Source organism: Aneurinibacillus aneurinilyticus ATCC 12856, from assembly GCF_000466385.1.
In the GTDB taxonomy this organism is placed as follows: domain Bacteria; phylum Bacillota; class Bacilli; order Aneurinibacillales; family Aneurinibacillaceae; genus Aneurinibacillus; species Aneurinibacillus aneurinilyticus.
Window position 1 is genome coordinate 1 of sequence record NZ_KE952895.1, and the last position, 15,757, is coordinate 15,757.

Below are 15,757 nucleotides of genomic sequence, written 5' to 3' on the forward strand. Positions count from 1 at the left end.
TATACTGATTGAACTCCTGAGGATATATACAAATTAACCAGTCTTTCCAATTACGTACCATTATATACCCCTTCCTTAGAAAATATACTTATGTCTCGACTACGAGTATATGAATACTTAAGAGAAGGTATGACGATTAAAAGAAAAGACCGGCATAATCGCCAGGTTTTTCAACTCACTTGCTTTTCATTTACTGGTCGCATTGCCAGCACATTCTTCACTGAGAAATATCTCGTTGCTCTTCGTTTGAAACAATATGCTCGAATCCTTCCATCCTTCACCGATAGTAACCGTATCTTTCGTTGACTCAGTTCCCCGTTCCCATTCAGATAAATAATCTCAACAGTCCGACCTAGGTAAGTAAACAAATTCATCATACATTTTCCTCTTCACTATGCAAAATAGTAAGCGCCCGTGGCTTGCTTGGATCACGCATAATTAAGCCTTTCTTCTCCAAACGTGCTAAGTGACTGTGTACTGTAGAACTAGAAGCCAAACCAACCGCCTCCCCAATCTCCCGGATTGTTGGTGGGAATCCTTTTTCTTTGACTTCTTTTTTGATGAAATCAAATATCTCCTGTTGTCTTTTTGGAAGCTGCTTCATCCTTTTTACCCCCCTGAGATAAGAACGTATATTCTTATTTTATTCTAGATTATACAGGAACATTCGTTCTTATTCCAGATGAAAAAGAGAATGTTTACCAAAATAAAATAGACCCCGCCACTGTTTTGATGGCGGGGTCTATTTATTCAAGGTTCTCCATTATACGTTTTACTTTTTCTTTCACTTCCGGTCTTCTTTCTGCATACTCCCCAAATGCTTCTTCTAATAAAATACGTTGGTCTTTCTCAGTTACAAAAGACCATGTACGCAGAAAAGTAACAAATTCTTCTGGAAAGCGGAATGATAATGCTTTTTTAGCCATATGCTACCGTCCTTTTGCATTTTTAATGGCTAGGCCAAGAGCCGCCAGGGCAATAACGAGTCCTGCAATGGTGATGATAAGGGTGACAGTATTCATGCGAATCCTCCTTTACATCAATGTATAGAGAGGGTATGATAAGCATAAGATGATAGGGTACAGGAGAGGGTTTCCCCTCTACCTGCGTTTCCTCAGCCTCTTACGGTACCAGCGTAAGGGGCTTTTACTTTACCCGGCGATTGTTCTTCTTAGCAATACGATAGTTGATTATCGCTGTTACTAAGTTGATGACCGCCGTGATGAAAAGTATGAACCCTGTCATCGTCTTCCTCCTTTCGGAGAGTGCTTGTCACACCCTCTATAATTATAATATCAAAACAACGTATTGCTGTCAATACATTTTAAGTGTTTTATTGCGTTTATTTTCCAGAAAAACAACAAAAAAACCTTTCGTTTTGTCTCGAAAGGCTTTCGATTTGTTCCCACAGCGTTCAGATAATTAAATTAGAAACCTCATACTGCAAAAATACATAATTTTATATCCCATGTCGTTCAGATAAGAAGATATTAACATTCTTTGAGAAAACAAAAAAGCCCCGCCATCCATACGGACAACGGGGCTTAATCATCTTACTCTTTCTCCACTTTCCCGGTATACCCGGATGCTACACCAATGCCAATGCAGGCATAACTAATAATGTCTAGCCCTAAATCCCAAAGGTCAGGAGGAACAATGATTCCTCTTGCATTCAATACTTGATACAATAATCCGCTAACGCCAGCCCACAGGAACGGGTCCTTCAACCGCTCTTTCATTAGCTATTCACCTTCTTCATCCCAGCAGCCACCCGTACCTCATCGGCAAGCCGCCCCATTTCTTTCTTTTCGTCCTGGCACGTTGAAGCGTTCCATCTGTCCTGAAGGACACGTATGATTTTGTTTGCATCTTCTGTTTTCATGAGTTTCTTTTCCTCCTTGGGTGGTGTAGGTGCTGTTGTCCCTTTTTTATCAATCAATGCGGCATAATCCACATACGCCAAATTCATGTCCACATTACCGGAAATACCATTTACTTTTCCCTTATCCGTGTACTGCCAGATTCCCGCGTCTCTTCCCAGGTACGAATTATAACGAGCAATCCATAACGCATAGGGCTTCAATCGTTTTTCATCTAATTGTGTTTCTAAGAATGATTTTCCGGAATAGATCATGGCAAAATATCCGGCCTTTTCGATGGCATTTAGAAAGGCAACAGCGGCATCCGTCAAAACGGCTTTACTTGCCTTCTTCTTGTTCTCTTCCAGATCCAGCACAAGTGGGTATGTAATTTTCACCCCCGAAACAGTACGCAAGAAATGCTGCGCTTCTGCCTTCGCTTCTGCAACATTACCGAATTTTGCGTAGTGGTAAGCACCGACGCGGATCCCATTCGCTAGTGCATTAGCTGCGTTTGTTTTGAAAGTTTTATCTACATACGTGGTCCCTTCACTCGCTTTAAGAAAAACAAAATTCACACCGGAAGCGGCAACTTTCTTCCAGTCAACAACTCCGTTCCAATGCGATACGTCGATCCCTATAATAGTCATTGCTCTCCACTCCGTTTCAGTTGTTTAATTTCAACCCACATTTCCTTTACACTGACTTCCAATGTAGCAAGGCCATGCTGGATTTTCTCCAGTGTTTTTGATGTTCTTTCGTGGCTGTCATTCGTCTTCTCAAGGTGGGCCATCAGCTTAGCCTCACGTTCTTTGCTTTCCTGCTTTTGCTCGGAAATAAGGTCCTTCAACTCCTGTTCTCTTTCCTTGTTCTCCCGTTTTAAGTCCTTAAAAATAAAGGCTACAGCAGTAATGGAAACAAGAAAGAGAATGACAAAAAGAATCCCAAAGGCATACTGGGATTCTGCAATCTGTTGTGCTGTTTTTACATCTGGCATGACACCCTCCTTACCGCCCTTTCTGGGCATAAAAAATACGCCCTATGGCGTTTGTTGTACTTCGTATTCATCTAACATCGAAAGAAACTGCTTCACTTCCTCAGCACGAGCTTTCAGCGATTTAGACTGCATGACCAGACTATATAACTCCTGCTGTAATGCCATTCGAATAGAATCTGGCGTATCCGGCCCATCAAGATCATAACGTGGTTCACTGGTAATGATTAGCTTTCCGTTTGTTAGCTTTACGTATTTCTCCATCTTCTTCACCTCACTCTGTTATTTCTTCTACTTCTAAATCCCTTACATCACCTGTTAATCCTAATGCTTCCTCCAATGATGCAAGGTCAACTTCATCCTCCCAGGCGTCTTCTATATCTTCATCGAAAGTCGTATTAATACGGATAAATGCGAATCCTTTCCGGATCCCGTTTAGTTGCCAAGAGAATCGACCGCTTAGCCCTTCCTTTTCTTCCACGATGAAATATGTGTCACCGATTTCTTTGACACGTAGTTGCAACCAATCGTACGGTGTCAGATGGACAATAAAAGGTGTATCTGGCGTGTTCGGCTCCATGGTTTCTAAAAAGATAGGGTCCAGGTCAATACGACATATTCCGTCTACCAGCTCGGCCACACCTTCATCACCGAATTTACTCTCCGGCATTTCATATGAGTACAGCAACCTTTGCCCGTAATTTTTCGTAACCACTACAGCGTTCTTTGCTCCGAAACTTTCAATGCCATTTGTTGCGACAATTTTTTTATGAAATACATGCCGTGTATTTGTGTTCCCGGTAAACTCCATGTCTCCCGAATCGCGAACAAAAATCCCTGAAAATCCAGTGGTAATTGCAATTTTTCGGGTAGGTGCATCTCCTCTTATTGCACCAAATAACTCATTTCCGTTTTTCATAAAGCTGCCTAGCGACAACATCCGTTGTCCATCTCTAGACAAGTACATCGATGAGTCAGTCTGGTAAGCATTGATTTCAACAACTGGTTTGCCATCTTTGACCATCTTCAGCTCGTTTGTCGGTTCCAGGGAGATATACGTTTTACCCCCCTCGACTCCGGTTCGAATCATGGTTCCGTATATTTCCCCATCCGTGACTTTTAAGCCGAATTTATCTGCTCGATAATTTCCGATCCATACACGTTCATTGTTTTTTGGATCGATGACATGCATACCGGTTCCGTCCAGATATACAGCATTACTTGCAAGGATTTTGACCAATGCTGCATTTAATACACCTGTATTTATGAAATCGGCTGTGAACCCTTCCCCAGTCCCGAATGTACGCCAGTTCCATTCCGAATTTACTCTCTCGTTCGCAATCGCAAAGATACCAGGACCAATATACATCGCGCCGAAGCTTGGGCTTTCTGGATTCGTATTCTGCAACAGAATCCCTTTCCCGTCCCGAATCTCCGCATGTGCAAATTCAGCAGAATCACGGATCTTATCAGAGTAGTATTGAATCAGGCCGTCAAGCCAATAAGCATTTACTTTTCCGCGATGTGTAATATTTTTGATGATGTCTTTTGCGTCCTGTAGCTCGGAAAGGAAATCCGTCAACCCAGGCCGGAAGTTTGCCAGAACCACACGGGAATGCCATGGATCAAATGGATATCGTTCATATTCAACCACACGAGCAAATACATCAATGCCCAGCTCCTCATCAATGACACGCACCGTATCGCCGAGTTGAATGCCTTCAATGTCTCCGTATTCAGCTAAAGCCTTCAGCTCCAGCATATCGACCTCATACGTGATACGATGCGTATCTACAGTTGCCAGATGCTCTAATGCTGCTTTATATAACTCGTCTGGGTCTTCAATGTCATTGAAGGTGATAGAGCCTTTCTTGGGTATACGGTAATCATTGATTCGGCTATCAATATATGACAGACCTGATTTATTTTGCGTTGCCCCTTCAATACCTAAACCGTCTTTCCCGTAAGGGTATAGCCGAGTAACTACGCCCCTGGCGTCCGTAGTCTTCTTGATGGATTTCAGGTTTTTTCGATAGCGAATCTGTACCCCGTTATTTTGTCCGCGCTCAGGAAGTAGTGTAACAAGGAATTTACCGTCTGCACCCGGGAGGCCTGCACACTTCATTTCACAGGCCCATTCTTTCAACATTTCATTGATGCCTGCAACTACGGTTACATCCTCAACTTCTAAGTCGCGGTTTCCCTGTACACTCACAGCGTTAGCTGTAAATCGGGTTCCCGTCAAAAAGTCGACAAGCGCCGTTTGCGCCGTTGTATTGATAAGCTCTTTATACTGAATATACTCATCGAGCAGTTCAAAAAAGATATGTTCGCATTGAATATTAGAAAGGAGCTTCCCGTTGCTGTCTCTTTGCTCTTCAGTCGCTCGGATGATATACAGATGCCCGTCTACCTTGATGAAGTTATCTGTTTGAATGTACTCCCACTTTAGATCGTCGCGTGGCAAAACAAGTTCCAAGGTATGTTCACCATTCAGCTTTTCATACACGCGAACATCTTGTGCATTTTCAAGGACAGCTAACCCCAAGCCTTTATATTGTTCGTCGAATTTGTCGTAGACAACCGGATACACCGTTTCACCCCCTAATACGAACGCTCACGATATCGCATGATTAGGTCGATTGAGCGCTCCTTTTCTGTATCTGTATATGTGATGATATTCTTTCCTGGCATCACAGGTAAGGACAGGGAAGAGAGTTGATTCAGTACACTACGTCCATTCGCCACCGCTGTCATTTTCTCTGTGTCGATCACGATTTCTTGTCCGTGTTGAACAATATCGATATGCATCTCGTAAATTCGCATACGCCGCCCGTTTACAGACATACCGCTCGTACCGCTTAATGTAGCTGTGCTAATTCGCTCTCGTATTCCTTTCGCATTTATGCCAGATTCAGCCGACAAAGCAGCACTAGCAGCATACTGGCAATTGCCCGTAATCATATCGCCTGACTCAGCAGAAAGAACAGTTGTTCCTGCATACTCCACAGATGCCGTGACCGTCATCCCGCTTTCTGCTGATAGCGTAATGGAAGAGGAAGAGATTTCTTCTTTAGCCTGATTGAAAGGAAGCAGATTAAAGCCACCCTGGTTAAACATCTTTCATCACCTCTTTCCAGGCAAACAAAAACGCCCTCTCTCCATAGAAAAGGCGTTCTCATTCTGTAGGAAATCCCATTTGTTCAAGCTTCTTGCCGACCTCTTCACGTAAGTTAAATAGGTTCGGAACTTGCTCATACATATACGTCCCAGTAGCAACCGCGGTAAACCAAACTTTGACGCAAATACTATTTTCGTTAAACATTGTCCTCACCCTCTTCCAAAATAGTAGACACACAATCCCGCAGATTATGGAGAACAGGAACATCTTCAAAACTTTTCACCCCATTCTGGACAGCAAGTACCCAAGTTTTAACAACGATACTCTCTTTTGTAAACATTACACCCCTCCTTGCTTGGTCGCTATAATCGTTGTAAGTTCTAAAACGGCCTGATCTAAGTTAGCCTGTAGATCATCTATTCTTTGTTCAGGTGAGGGCTTCGTAGCATCTTTTGGTGTTGAGACAGGTGCTCCAAGTTGTCCATTTTCATCCCTTTGTCTGATTTTCATCTAACTCACCGCCCCTAGCAGTTTTTTAACAGATTTATCAACATTAGTGTTTGTCCGACTCAATGTAAGGCGCAATGTTGCTTGCTGTTTGGCTGCGCTATTGGTTGCAATAAACTGGTCCTCAGTAATCGTCCCGTCCACTGGCGCACTTGTTTTCGTAGCTGCAACATAGGATTCGTCGCCTCCTACATCATGGAATGAGATGGCGCCTGAAAGTGAGAATCCGGCATCCTTCTCCTGATCGGCCCAAGCAACTACTTCATCAATTGGTGCTGATGGCAAGATATTAAACCGTACATCTTCAGCAAGGACAGGGATATCCGTACTGGCTGTCCAGGTTCCACGAAATTTCAACGCATCATTTTGCGGAGAATAGTAGGCAAAAGGAGGATCAGTAAAGTCACGATAATTTTCTATAACAGCCGGAGGACCAATACTCCCAGTTGTCTCATGTGTTATCGTTTCGATGGATCCCCATGTGCCGTTCGTATACACGGTTTTTCTTAGTTGATAGAACGAAGAAATCGTTTTAACTTTACCTATGAAATACACGTAAAGGTTATTATCTTTATCACATGTTATAGACGGAGATATTTGATCTTCGCTTTCCCTCGTTATATTTATTGGTGTACTCCATTTTTCTCCATTATCAACAGATTTAGCATATTTAATGTTACGGTTAGAAGTATTTTCACTATCTGATCCATCCCAAACAATATGGATCTGGCCATTTCCATCAACAATTGCGTTGGGTCTACTTTGTGTATCGGAAAAACTATAGATAGCGGAATATGTCCAAGTGAAGACAGTGGCAGTATTTAATCCTGTTTCTCTAAGTATATAGATAACATTTGATATTGAGCCTCTATCGCACAAAATCGCTGGTTCCCCATTATTCAAAATCACAAGGAAGGGTCGATAGAAATTGTCATTTGGCGTATCACTTTTAGTAATTTGTATAGGAGCCCTCCATGTAATCCCCCCATCCGTACTTTTACTGTAACGGATATTATATGCTTTTTGATATACACTATTTTTTGATACCCACGCAGCGTGTATTGTTCCGTCTGGCGCATACTCAACGGTTGTATCAAAATAATCATCTTGTGTATCAACTAACACTGCATTATTTGTTAAATCCGAACCTACTGTAACTGTTGTTGCATCAAAAGTAACGGCATAAAACTTAGTCAAATTACTACCATATGATCGATTGTTGTAAAAGACAGTAACTTTTGTCCCTATTGATGCTACACTAGCTCGGGATGCGTGGGATGCTCCCGGGCTTGAAAAATAGCATAATTGTCTCCATGTCAGCCCCTCATCTTCGGAGACGTAACAGCGAATTACATTTCTACTACTATCACTACTATCTTGTACACAAACAAGAAGCCACCCATTATTCAATCGTTGCGGCCTAGAATATACACTTGTCTGGTACTTTCCATTCACAATATTGATATTTGTTCGTGTATAGGTTGTCCGTTGTTCCCATCCACCGAATTTTAATGCATGGTTATCTTTCACAACAGATGAACGACAAACTGTAGCCCCTTCCTTATATGTCTTATTAAGAGGCGTAATAGTAAGGGCTGAGCCGTTAATTGCTGTGATACGTGGACGCTCTAGGTTGGTATCATCGAACACGGTAATTTCTTGACCAATAGCAAAGCCGGGTCCTGTTATTGAGTTGAGTGGGATAGAGGTAGCTCCGACAGATAACGCCGTAGAAGCAACCCCTTTGGTATTATCTAGCTTTGCGATGGAGCCACCATTCCTATCATCAAACAAATCATAGAAAAAGCCACTTGCTCCGTCAACGCGATCCTTTAGTTCGGACACCGCTTTGAGGTTTGCGACTTCACGTTGTAATGTATATACTGCATTTACATCTACACCTGGTTTCTTTCCGTTGTACAGTAGGTTTCCGCTGGCATCCTCTGAGAACTTCCCAAGTTTCTCTTTTTCAGCAGTTGTATAATCATTAGAAGAAAGGCCCTTTCCTTCTTCCTTGTTTACTTTCTGTGTTGACAGCTCTTCAACGTTGTTTGTTAAAGCAGCGTAATCGTATTCTGTGAAAAAGCGCCCGACCTGCGTACCGTTTATCCACGCCTGCGAAACACCCTGAAATCCTCTCGTTACACCGCTGAGTATGTTTCCATTCTTCTCTGTATAGTGTATGGTTTCTGCATCCTCTCCACCGCCAAGCGTAGCCAGATTGGGCGCATCAGGGAGTTTTGAGCCGTCTTTGACCTCAATAGAATCCTGTGTATCATCGATATCCGCCACCAATTCTGTCAGGGGAGAATTTACGATTGCTGGATACATCGTTTTCATGTTCGACCATCTCCTTTCTAATTAATATCTAGCTTCAGTTCTCCAGCGAAAATTCTAAATCCATCATTTGCTGAAATGGTTTTAGGTATAGGCAACTCCCCATGATAGAGTAAATTCCCACCCGATGCCGCATCCCTAATCCCCACATGTGTCACCGTTCCCCAGCTAGCTGTAGCAGCCGGAAAAGCAACATCTTCTGTGTTTTTAATCGTTCCCCTTCCACCTACTTGTACTGGCTCTGTAAAGGTGACTAACTGGCGTGCGTAAGAGCCGCCCGATACTTCCACCCCCACATCTGCATCGGTTGGGTCGCTTGTATACAGGGCTACATATATCTTGTCAGGCGGGGTATATGCTGTCTTTCGAAAAATGTGATTCAGTACCTTCTCTTCCAGGTAATCGGACATTCCCATATTTATCACTCCACTTCATTTTCAAGTCGTAATATCAAGTTGTTGACAGGCTTATCACCGTTATTCCGAATGATAAGGATCGGCTGAGTAGGTGCTGTTGCATCGTTGCTGACAGTAAAGGTCTGAGGGCTGGCTATAATGGCGTGTCGTGTTATCTTCTCTTCGACGAAATACGCAAACGGATCGCATCTGAATTGTAGTGTAAATCTTCCATGCCGAATCAACGTTTCCATGTCAATCTGATTCGAAACACGGGCCATATAAAAAACGCCTGGTTCATCATCGAACATCAGGCGCTGTTTCTCTTTTGAATATAGCCAAGCCGCGATTTGTCTCGCTTTGTAACGTAAATCTTCCCGACTATCTGCTACAAACCAACATTCTACATCAATTGTGATATCCTCCAGCGTTCCATCTGTAAAAGAGTAACTACCGTGTCGGCCAGCAATATCCTCATACTGTTGTCGGATATTTGCAAGCAGTGGTCGTTTTTTAGACTGTACTCGAACGTCCATGGAGAATGCCGATACACTCTTGTACGTGAAGTCACTCATCTCTTACGCCCCCCTGCCCGCAATCTTGTCTGAACTTGATTCGCTGTAAAATCACCAACATCCATAGCTAATGCGCGTCGGTCGATATCATCCATATTCGTGAAAGTAGCACCGTCGAACATACCGCGGTTGTCTATTTTAATAGTGATTGAGCCACTACCGAATGATGATGCTTTTTCTCCAACTGCCCCCAAAGAGCCAAAAGACAGATTTGGGTTCACCATCGCATTCATAGCTGCGTTAATTGCTCGTGTATCCAGGCCCTCTAGGATAGTATCCGAGAAAGCATTCCACCATGTATTTAGCGTAGAAAGAGGACCTTCTTCAGCCGGAGAATGCAGCTCCAACCGGCTTGAAACAGCCTTTGCGACCTTGCTTGCTGCCTCTTTGATACGTGATATGCTGCTTTCTAAGCCGAACGCAAACATATTGCCGAGTGTCTGACCACTTCGATAATAATCTTGGTTTTTGTTTTGCAGTACATTGATAGCCTGTTGCTGTCCGCTTTCTACGACATTCAGATTCTCACGTGCCTTCAACTTGGCGTCCTCAAGCATTTTTGTTCGTGTTTGCTCCGCATCGATCTTCTGCTGTTCCAACTGTGCAAGTTGACGTTTTGTGCTTTCCTCTAACTCCCGAAGTTCGGCATCGAATGACGCTTTCAGTTGTGCTTCGCGTTGCTGGTAATACTCCTGACGCTGCTCTTTTTCTTGTTCGAACCACTCTTTTTGACGGTCGAATTCAGACTGCCATTGTTCTTTCTTTTTGTCAGCCGCCTCTTTGATGTTGTCTATCTGTACTTTAAGTGACTCTTTCTGCTGTTCGCGGCGACGGGCCTGCTCGTCACGCTCAATCTCCGTTTGTATCTTTTCAATTTGCTTGAGTAAGTCGGCTGCTTTTTTCTGTCCGGCTGCTGAAGCAGATACTTTGTATTTGTCATATTGCTTACGAAGTTCGGCTAGCTCTTTCTGACGATCAGCGTCTTTATAAGCATAGTCCTGATCTCGTCCTTGCTTGTCAATGGCGTCTATCTCCGCTTGCAGCCGTTTTATAGCCGCATTCGCCTCATCGTCCAGCATCTTCATTCGCGCTTGATGGTCGCGTTCATAGGCTTTCTGGCGACGAGCCAAACTATCCATCTCCGCCTTTTCTTCGCGCTTCAATGAATCCAGCGCAGCATCCCGACGGCTTTCAATTGCCTCCTTCTGACGTTGAGCAATTTCCTGTGCTGCTTTAGTCTCTCTCTCGATGTCATCCATAGTCGCCTTATACTTGTCTTCAGCAGCCTTATTCAACAGTTCAATCTGCACCCGGTATACTTCTCGGTCGGCTTCCTTACGCTCTGCTGTACCCGCTTTATATCGTGCCTGTACACGTCTCCACGCCGCTAGTTCCTCATCAAGTGAAAGCTTGTTATAGTATTTCTGTTCATCGATCCAACGCTTAGAATTTTCAAAGCTCGCTCGTTCCATCTCTTTTTTCACACGATAGATTTCACGATCAGCTTCTATACGTTGTTCAGTACCTGGCTTGTATCTATCAGCCACACGCTTCCAAGCTGCAAGTTCTTGTTCAAGAGTCAACTCATTATAATATTTTCGCTCATCAATCCACTTCTTTGACGATTCAAATTTTTTCTTATTGATTTCATCAAGCTGTTTTGCTAAGTCTGCTTCTGCTTTCTTAATAGCCAAATTTACTTTCTGTACCTGTTCTGTTGTTTTGGCTTGAGTTTTTTGGATGTTTTCCAACGACTTGATATAACCTGACAGGTCTACTTTTCCCATCTTGAAGTTGTAGTCCGCTGTCTTCATGGATGCTTCAAATGCTTTTTTCTGCTTAGCAGCCGCATCCTTTGCTGCTTTCTCTGCTTGTTTTGCCAGCTTTTCTGACGCCTTTTTGACTTCCTTTTCTTTCTTTGAAATCCCCTGTGCCAGACCTTTCCCTGTTTCTTGACCAATCTTATCCATCACACGGGAGGGTGAACGAATATCAAGAGTTTTTTTAGCGGTATTCGGAACTGAACCAGCAATATTACTTGCAGATTTCTTAACATCACCTTCACGGGAGTTCATACCACTAATAAAGCCACCGACTGTATCCTTACCAGCATTATTCATGTTGTTTTTATTATCAAAATATGATTTTATGCCTGGATTTACATCATTATTGATTCTATTGTTAATGGTTTGCACAATTGTAACTGACTTTGTGATAGGCTTTCCTAACTCTTCATTCAGCTTTCCTACTTGCTGCTTTGTTTCTTCTACCTTCCTTTTAACAGCGTCTTGCTCTTCCCCCATCCGACCTATAGCAGCTTTTGCTTCTACATACTGGCCGATTTCCTTATCAATAACATCTAGACGTTCTTTATTCTTACCAGTTACTTTGTCCTGTCCACCAGCATTTTGAATGATTTGATTGCGTTCTTCTTGCAGCTTTTTTATATTCTGCTGTAATACCTCACCTTCTTCACCAACTTTCGCAGTAAGTCCTACTTGCGCAAGTACGTTCTGCTTCATTTGATCATAGATTTGTGCGCTCTTCTGTAGTACTTTGTCTTTTGCGTCTAGTTCTTTGAATGACTGATTATATAGACTTTGTGCTGTGGCATACTGACGATCCATTTCGCTCAACTTCACGCGTTCGGTCTCCAACACACGCTCTAAAACGGTTGCGCGCTCTTGATCATTTGCTTTCAGTGCCGCTGCCTGCTCCTCCTCTATTTGCTTTATATACTCTTTTTGTTTAGTGACATTTTGCAACTTCACGTTACGCTCATCAATAGCGGCATTTACTTTCTTGTGTACGTCTAGGTAGGCGTTTATGTCATCATTAAAATTCGCCTTTGCTCTCGCTTGCTGCGTTTCTAACTCGATACGCTGATTTTCTAATATTTGTTCACGATATTTTCTCGCTTCATCTGTGTTCTTTGCCCAAGCATTTCCACTATTGCTTATTGCCTTTTCAGTGTCAGGCGCTTGCTCTTGTAACTCTTTACTAAGACTGATTAACCTTTGTAGTTCGTCTTTAGAAAGCCCACTTTTCTTTTGCAGTTGATCCATGGCGCTAGTTAAGCTTTTTATTTTTTCAGGGTTAGTAGTATTCTGCAATTCTTTCTGTATATCCATATAAGCCAACATTTCATCATCTGTTAGCTTTAGCCTATTATGCAGCTTATCGTACGCCTCTATCGTAGTATCTAATGTTCGCGCTTGTTTACCTAACTCGTTATAGTGATCCATGCTTACCTTCGCACTGTCTTTCGTTGCACTGGCATAAGCTACTACGGCACCTGTAGCCAGAGTAAGACCTGCAACAAGCCCTATCGGACCAGTGAGAACCGCTAGAAGTCCCCCAACTCCTGCTATCGCTCCAGATGCTGCGGCAATAGCAGATCCGATTGCTCCTATAGACATGACAAACTGTCCAATAACAAGCAATACTGGTCCGATTGCCGCTGCTATTAGACCAAAAGCGATCACCATGTTTTGTATAGCTGGATTTAACTGTGCAAATTTCCGTGTTAGCTCCGTAATAAAATCAGCGATTTTTCTGATCGTCGGTGCTAGCCTTTCCCCTATACTGATAGCTGCCCCCTCAATCGCTGATTTCAAACTCCGGAAGCTACCACCGATATTATCTTCCATTGTCTTTGCCATTTTATCAGCAGCACCATCTGACTCTCGTAACGCAACTGTAAATTTGTTGAGCTCCTTTGGTCCTGCTGAAATTAAAGTAATCCACGCTGCCATCGCTTCTTGTCCAAAGATTGCTTTTGCAGCAGCGATTTGCTGCTCTTGGCTCAGTCCTTTGAATTTTTCCGACAGTTGGGCGACGATTTTTTCCATCGGAAGCATTTTGCCTTTTGCGTCTGCTGTTTTAATATTCAGCGCATGCAATGCATCAGCCGCATCTTTTGGTGGTTTCGCAAGACGTGTCAATCCTGCACGCATCGCTGTACCTGCTTCACTTGCTTTGATCCCGTTATTTGCAAATATCATAGCGACCGCTGACGCTTCTTCCAGCGACATGCCGAATGCATTGGCTACAGGTCCGGCATATTTCATTGTTTCCGTATGTTATCGTAAAGGCTTTTTATCCTCTACTTCTGGGAGTTTCCTCGCATTACAGGGTGTTAATTCACCCTCAGTTCGGCATACATTTTCAACCAATAAAAAAGACAGCCTTCTTATTGGTTGTCGGACACTCGTGGGTCTGTTATATTCTGCGCATAAAAAATGCACAGGTTCAAAACCTATGCTCTACGGTTCTGCAGACTTTTTAATTTCTGTAGTTACCTCGGTATTAGCACCACCATTACGTGCTGAGCCTTCACCGATTTTGCCCGATTTTAGTTAGGCGAAACATTCACCTAACATCTGAACATCCAGATTGGCACTTGCTTGGGCCTTCGCGAAAATATCCGCTGCATGCCCTGCCTGGTCAGCCTGAAGATTAAATTGTGCCATCGTATCAGAAACAATATCGGCTGCTCGTCCAAGATCCATTGCCCCAGCAGCAGCCAAATTCAACAGGGCAGGGGTAGCCGTCATGATCTTATTGGCATCCCATCCGGCCATCCCAAGATAATTGTACGCATCTGCCACTTGCGAGGCTGAAAATCTAGTATCCCGTCCTAGGTCCTTAGCTTGCTGGCGCAACTTCCCCATGTCTTCAGCAGTCGCACCGGTAATGGCCTGAACCTTACTCATACCATCGTCAAACTTTGCTACTGTAGCGGTTGCTGCTGTACCCAGACCAATAATAGGAGTAGTAACCTTGGCTGTTAAGTTCCCGCCTATACTTGATATTTTCTCCCCTGCTGCCCTCATTTTTTCGCTAGCTGCTCCGACGGTTTCGGATAATCTTGTCCAAACGGAAGTTTGTTGACGAACCTGCTCACTTGTCTGCCTGAGTTCATTTTCAAGTTTGGAAAGGGCTGCTTCCGTTTGATTTGCCTTGATTTTATTATTTTCAAGCGAATAGTTTGCATTATTAACAGCCTGTACACTTTGTTGATATTCTTTTTCCAGCTTTTTGACTTCGTTCTCTAACTTCTGCGTTTCAGCCGCGTTCTTTCCTAATGCTTGAGCGCTAGCTTCATAGGCTGCTTTCGCTTGATCGAGTTTAACTTTTGTCTCTGCTGTTGTTTGTGCGTACTTCTCTAGTTTGGTTGCTGAGTCCTGTACCGCTGATTTATGTGTATCAACCTTTTGTCGTTGTATATCAATCTGTCGAGTTAAAGCATCGGCTTTTAACTTTAACTGATCAGTAGAATTCCCGAACCCGCCAAGCTTAGCGCTAGCTGCTCGGAATTCGCTCTCGATTAACTTTGTCTGTCGGTTTAGTTGTTTGATTCCTCTTGTAAACTGATCACCATCTAGGCCGAACCGGACAATAATATCCTCAAACTCTGCCATACCCTTCTCTCACCTCCTTACAGCACCTGGTCAATAAATCCTCTACGCACCTGATCTTTCGCCCCGTCTTCTCCCCCATTTACACGTCGATGTACTTCTAATAGAGCAAGCAGTTTGCGTGGGGTACACCGCCAGAATGTTCTCTCCTCCATGTGAAGAATGGCCGTTCCTGCATAGTAGAGCCATGCCCAGTCCCATCCCTTGTTTTCATCGTTTTCATCTGGGACGGGCTGGCCCTCTAGTTTTTTGCTTCCGGCATTCCTTCTGACATGGCTTCTGTAATTTTGTCTGCGAGAACCTGAATATTGCTGAATGACACAAGTTTCCCGACCTCTTTTTCTGTTAGCGACTCATCTTCATGAACGAGTCCAGCCCACAGCATTGTACGAATCCCTTTCATTGAGCCGTCTTGCAATACCTCAAAAGCCGCACTGGTACTTCCGAACTTTTCTTCCAGCTCGCAAAAAGCATTCAGATCAAATACAAGATGCCGTTCTTTATCCAACACAATTGGAATTCTTTTCACTTTTACATCGTTTGCCATGA

General features: G+C 43.4%; 18 protein-coding genes and 1 pseudogene. All 19 read right to left on the reverse strand.

The annotated features are described in order from the left end of the window. Positions 1-170 precede the first annotated feature (170 nt). The 19 genes and pseudogenes from HMPREF0083_RS22440 to HMPREF0083_RS22510 all read right to left on the reverse strand — a co-directional run bounded on the left by HMPREF0083_RS22440 (position 171) and on the right by HMPREF0083_RS22510 (position 15,755). Entirely contained in the window at positions 171-377 is a 207-nt protein-coding gene (locus HMPREF0083_RS22440; protein WP_021624150.1) for a hypothetical protein, read from the reverse strand. A gap of 5 nt (positions 378-382) precedes the next feature. Further along, positions 383-604, reverse strand: a pseudogene (locus tag HMPREF0083_RS22445) (LexA family protein); the annotation flags it as partial. 142 nt (positions 605-746) lie between these two features. After that, positions 747-926, reverse strand: a complete 180-nt coding sequence (locus HMPREF0083_RS22450) for a hypothetical protein (protein WP_021624152.1) — start codon at positions 924-926, stop codon at positions 747-749. 627 nt (positions 927-1,553) lie between these two features. Further along, positions 1,554-1,739, reverse strand: coding sequence for a hypothetical protein (locus tag HMPREF0083_RS22455; protein ID WP_021624153.1), 186 nt, complete (start codon positions 1,737-1,739; stop codon positions 1,554-1,556). Next, a complete protein-coding gene (locus tag HMPREF0083_RS22460; protein ID WP_021624154.1) occupies positions 1,739-2,509 on the reverse strand; it encodes a glycoside hydrolase family 25 protein in 771 nt (256 codons plus the stop codon). The genes HMPREF0083_RS22455 and HMPREF0083_RS22460 overlap by 1 nt, the downstream gene beginning before the upstream one ends. Beyond that, positions 2,506-2,856: a hypothetical protein gene (locus HMPREF0083_RS26655; protein ID WP_051354763.1), complete on the reverse strand. Its 351-nt coding sequence runs from the start codon at positions 2,854-2,856 to the stop codon at positions 2,506-2,508. The genes HMPREF0083_RS22460 and HMPREF0083_RS26655 overlap by 4 nt, the downstream gene beginning before the upstream one ends. Before the next feature lie 42 nt (positions 2,857-2,898). Then, positions 2,899-3,117 carry a hypothetical protein gene (locus tag HMPREF0083_RS22470; RefSeq protein ID WP_021624156.1) on the reverse strand — a complete coding sequence of 73 codons (219 nt, stop codon included), beginning with the start codon at positions 3,115-3,117 and terminating at the stop codon, positions 2,899-2,901. Positions 3,118-3,127: 10 nt separating this feature from the next. Next, positions 3,128-5,446 (reverse strand): phage tail spike protein, encoded by a 2,319-nt coding sequence (locus tag HMPREF0083_RS22475; protein WP_021624157.1) that lies wholly within the window; start codon positions 5,444-5,446, stop codon positions 3,128-3,130. Positions 5,447-5,457: 11 nt separating this feature from the next. Further along, complete coding sequence (locus HMPREF0083_RS22480; RefSeq protein WP_021624158.1) at positions 5,458-5,973, reverse strand: hypothetical protein; 516 nt, start codon at positions 5,971-5,973, stop codon at positions 5,458-5,460. A 58-nt stretch (positions 5,974-6,031) separates the two neighbouring features. Beyond that, positions 6,032-6,178: a hypothetical protein gene (locus HMPREF0083_RS28865; RefSeq protein ID WP_021624159.1), complete on the reverse strand. Its 147-nt coding sequence runs from the start codon at positions 6,176-6,178 to the stop codon at positions 6,032-6,034. Continuing rightward, positions 6,171-6,314 (reverse strand): hypothetical protein, encoded by a 144-nt coding sequence (locus HMPREF0083_RS28870; RefSeq protein ID WP_021624160.1) that lies wholly within the window; start codon positions 6,312-6,314, stop codon positions 6,171-6,173. The genes HMPREF0083_RS28865 and HMPREF0083_RS28870 overlap by 8 nt, the downstream gene beginning before the upstream one ends. Continuing rightward, positions 6,314-6,484 (reverse strand): hypothetical protein, encoded by a 171-nt coding sequence (locus HMPREF0083_RS28420; protein ID WP_021624161.1) that lies wholly within the window; start codon positions 6,482-6,484, stop codon positions 6,314-6,316. The genes HMPREF0083_RS28870 and HMPREF0083_RS28420 overlap by 1 nt, the downstream gene beginning before the upstream one ends. Next, entirely contained in the window at positions 6,485-8,821 is a 2,337-nt protein-coding gene (locus tag HMPREF0083_RS26660; RefSeq protein ID WP_021624162.1) for a sialidase family protein, read from the reverse strand. A gap of 17 nt (positions 8,822-8,838) precedes the next feature. After that, positions 8,839-9,234, reverse strand: a complete 396-nt coding sequence (locus HMPREF0083_RS22490) for a phage tail fiber protein (protein ID WP_021624163.1) — start codon at positions 9,232-9,234, stop codon at positions 8,839-8,841. Between the two features lie 5 nt (positions 9,235-9,239). Beyond that, positions 9,240-9,788 carry a distal tail protein Dit gene (locus HMPREF0083_RS22495; RefSeq protein ID WP_021624164.1) on the reverse strand — a complete coding sequence of 183 codons (549 nt, stop codon included), beginning with the start codon at positions 9,786-9,788 and terminating at the stop codon, positions 9,240-9,242. Beyond that, the gene (locus tag HMPREF0083_RS26665) at positions 9,785-13,858 is read right to left on the reverse strand and encodes a phage tail tape measure protein (RefSeq protein WP_021624165.1); all 4,074 of its coding nucleotides are present in this window, start codon (positions 13,856-13,858) and stop codon (positions 9,785-9,787) included. Before HMPREF0083_RS26665 ends, HMPREF0083_RS22495 begins: the two co-directional genes overlap by 4 nt. A 288-nt stretch (positions 13,859-14,146) precedes the next feature. Continuing rightward, positions 14,147-15,211, reverse strand: a complete 1,065-nt coding sequence (locus HMPREF0083_RS22505) for a phage tail tape measure protein (protein WP_021624167.1) — start codon at positions 15,209-15,211, stop codon at positions 14,147-14,149. Between the two features lie 17 nt (positions 15,212-15,228). Then, entirely contained in the window at positions 15,229-15,363 is a 135-nt protein-coding gene (locus tag HMPREF0083_RS29980) for a hypothetical protein (protein ID WP_021624168.1), read from the reverse strand. Positions 15,364-15,449: 86 nt separating this feature from the next. Beyond that, positions 15,450-15,755 carry a hypothetical protein gene (locus HMPREF0083_RS22510; RefSeq protein ID WP_021624169.1) on the reverse strand — a complete coding sequence of 102 codons (306 nt, stop codon included), beginning with the start codon at positions 15,753-15,755 and terminating at the stop codon, positions 15,450-15,452. Positions 15,756-15,757 lie beyond the last annotated feature (2 nt).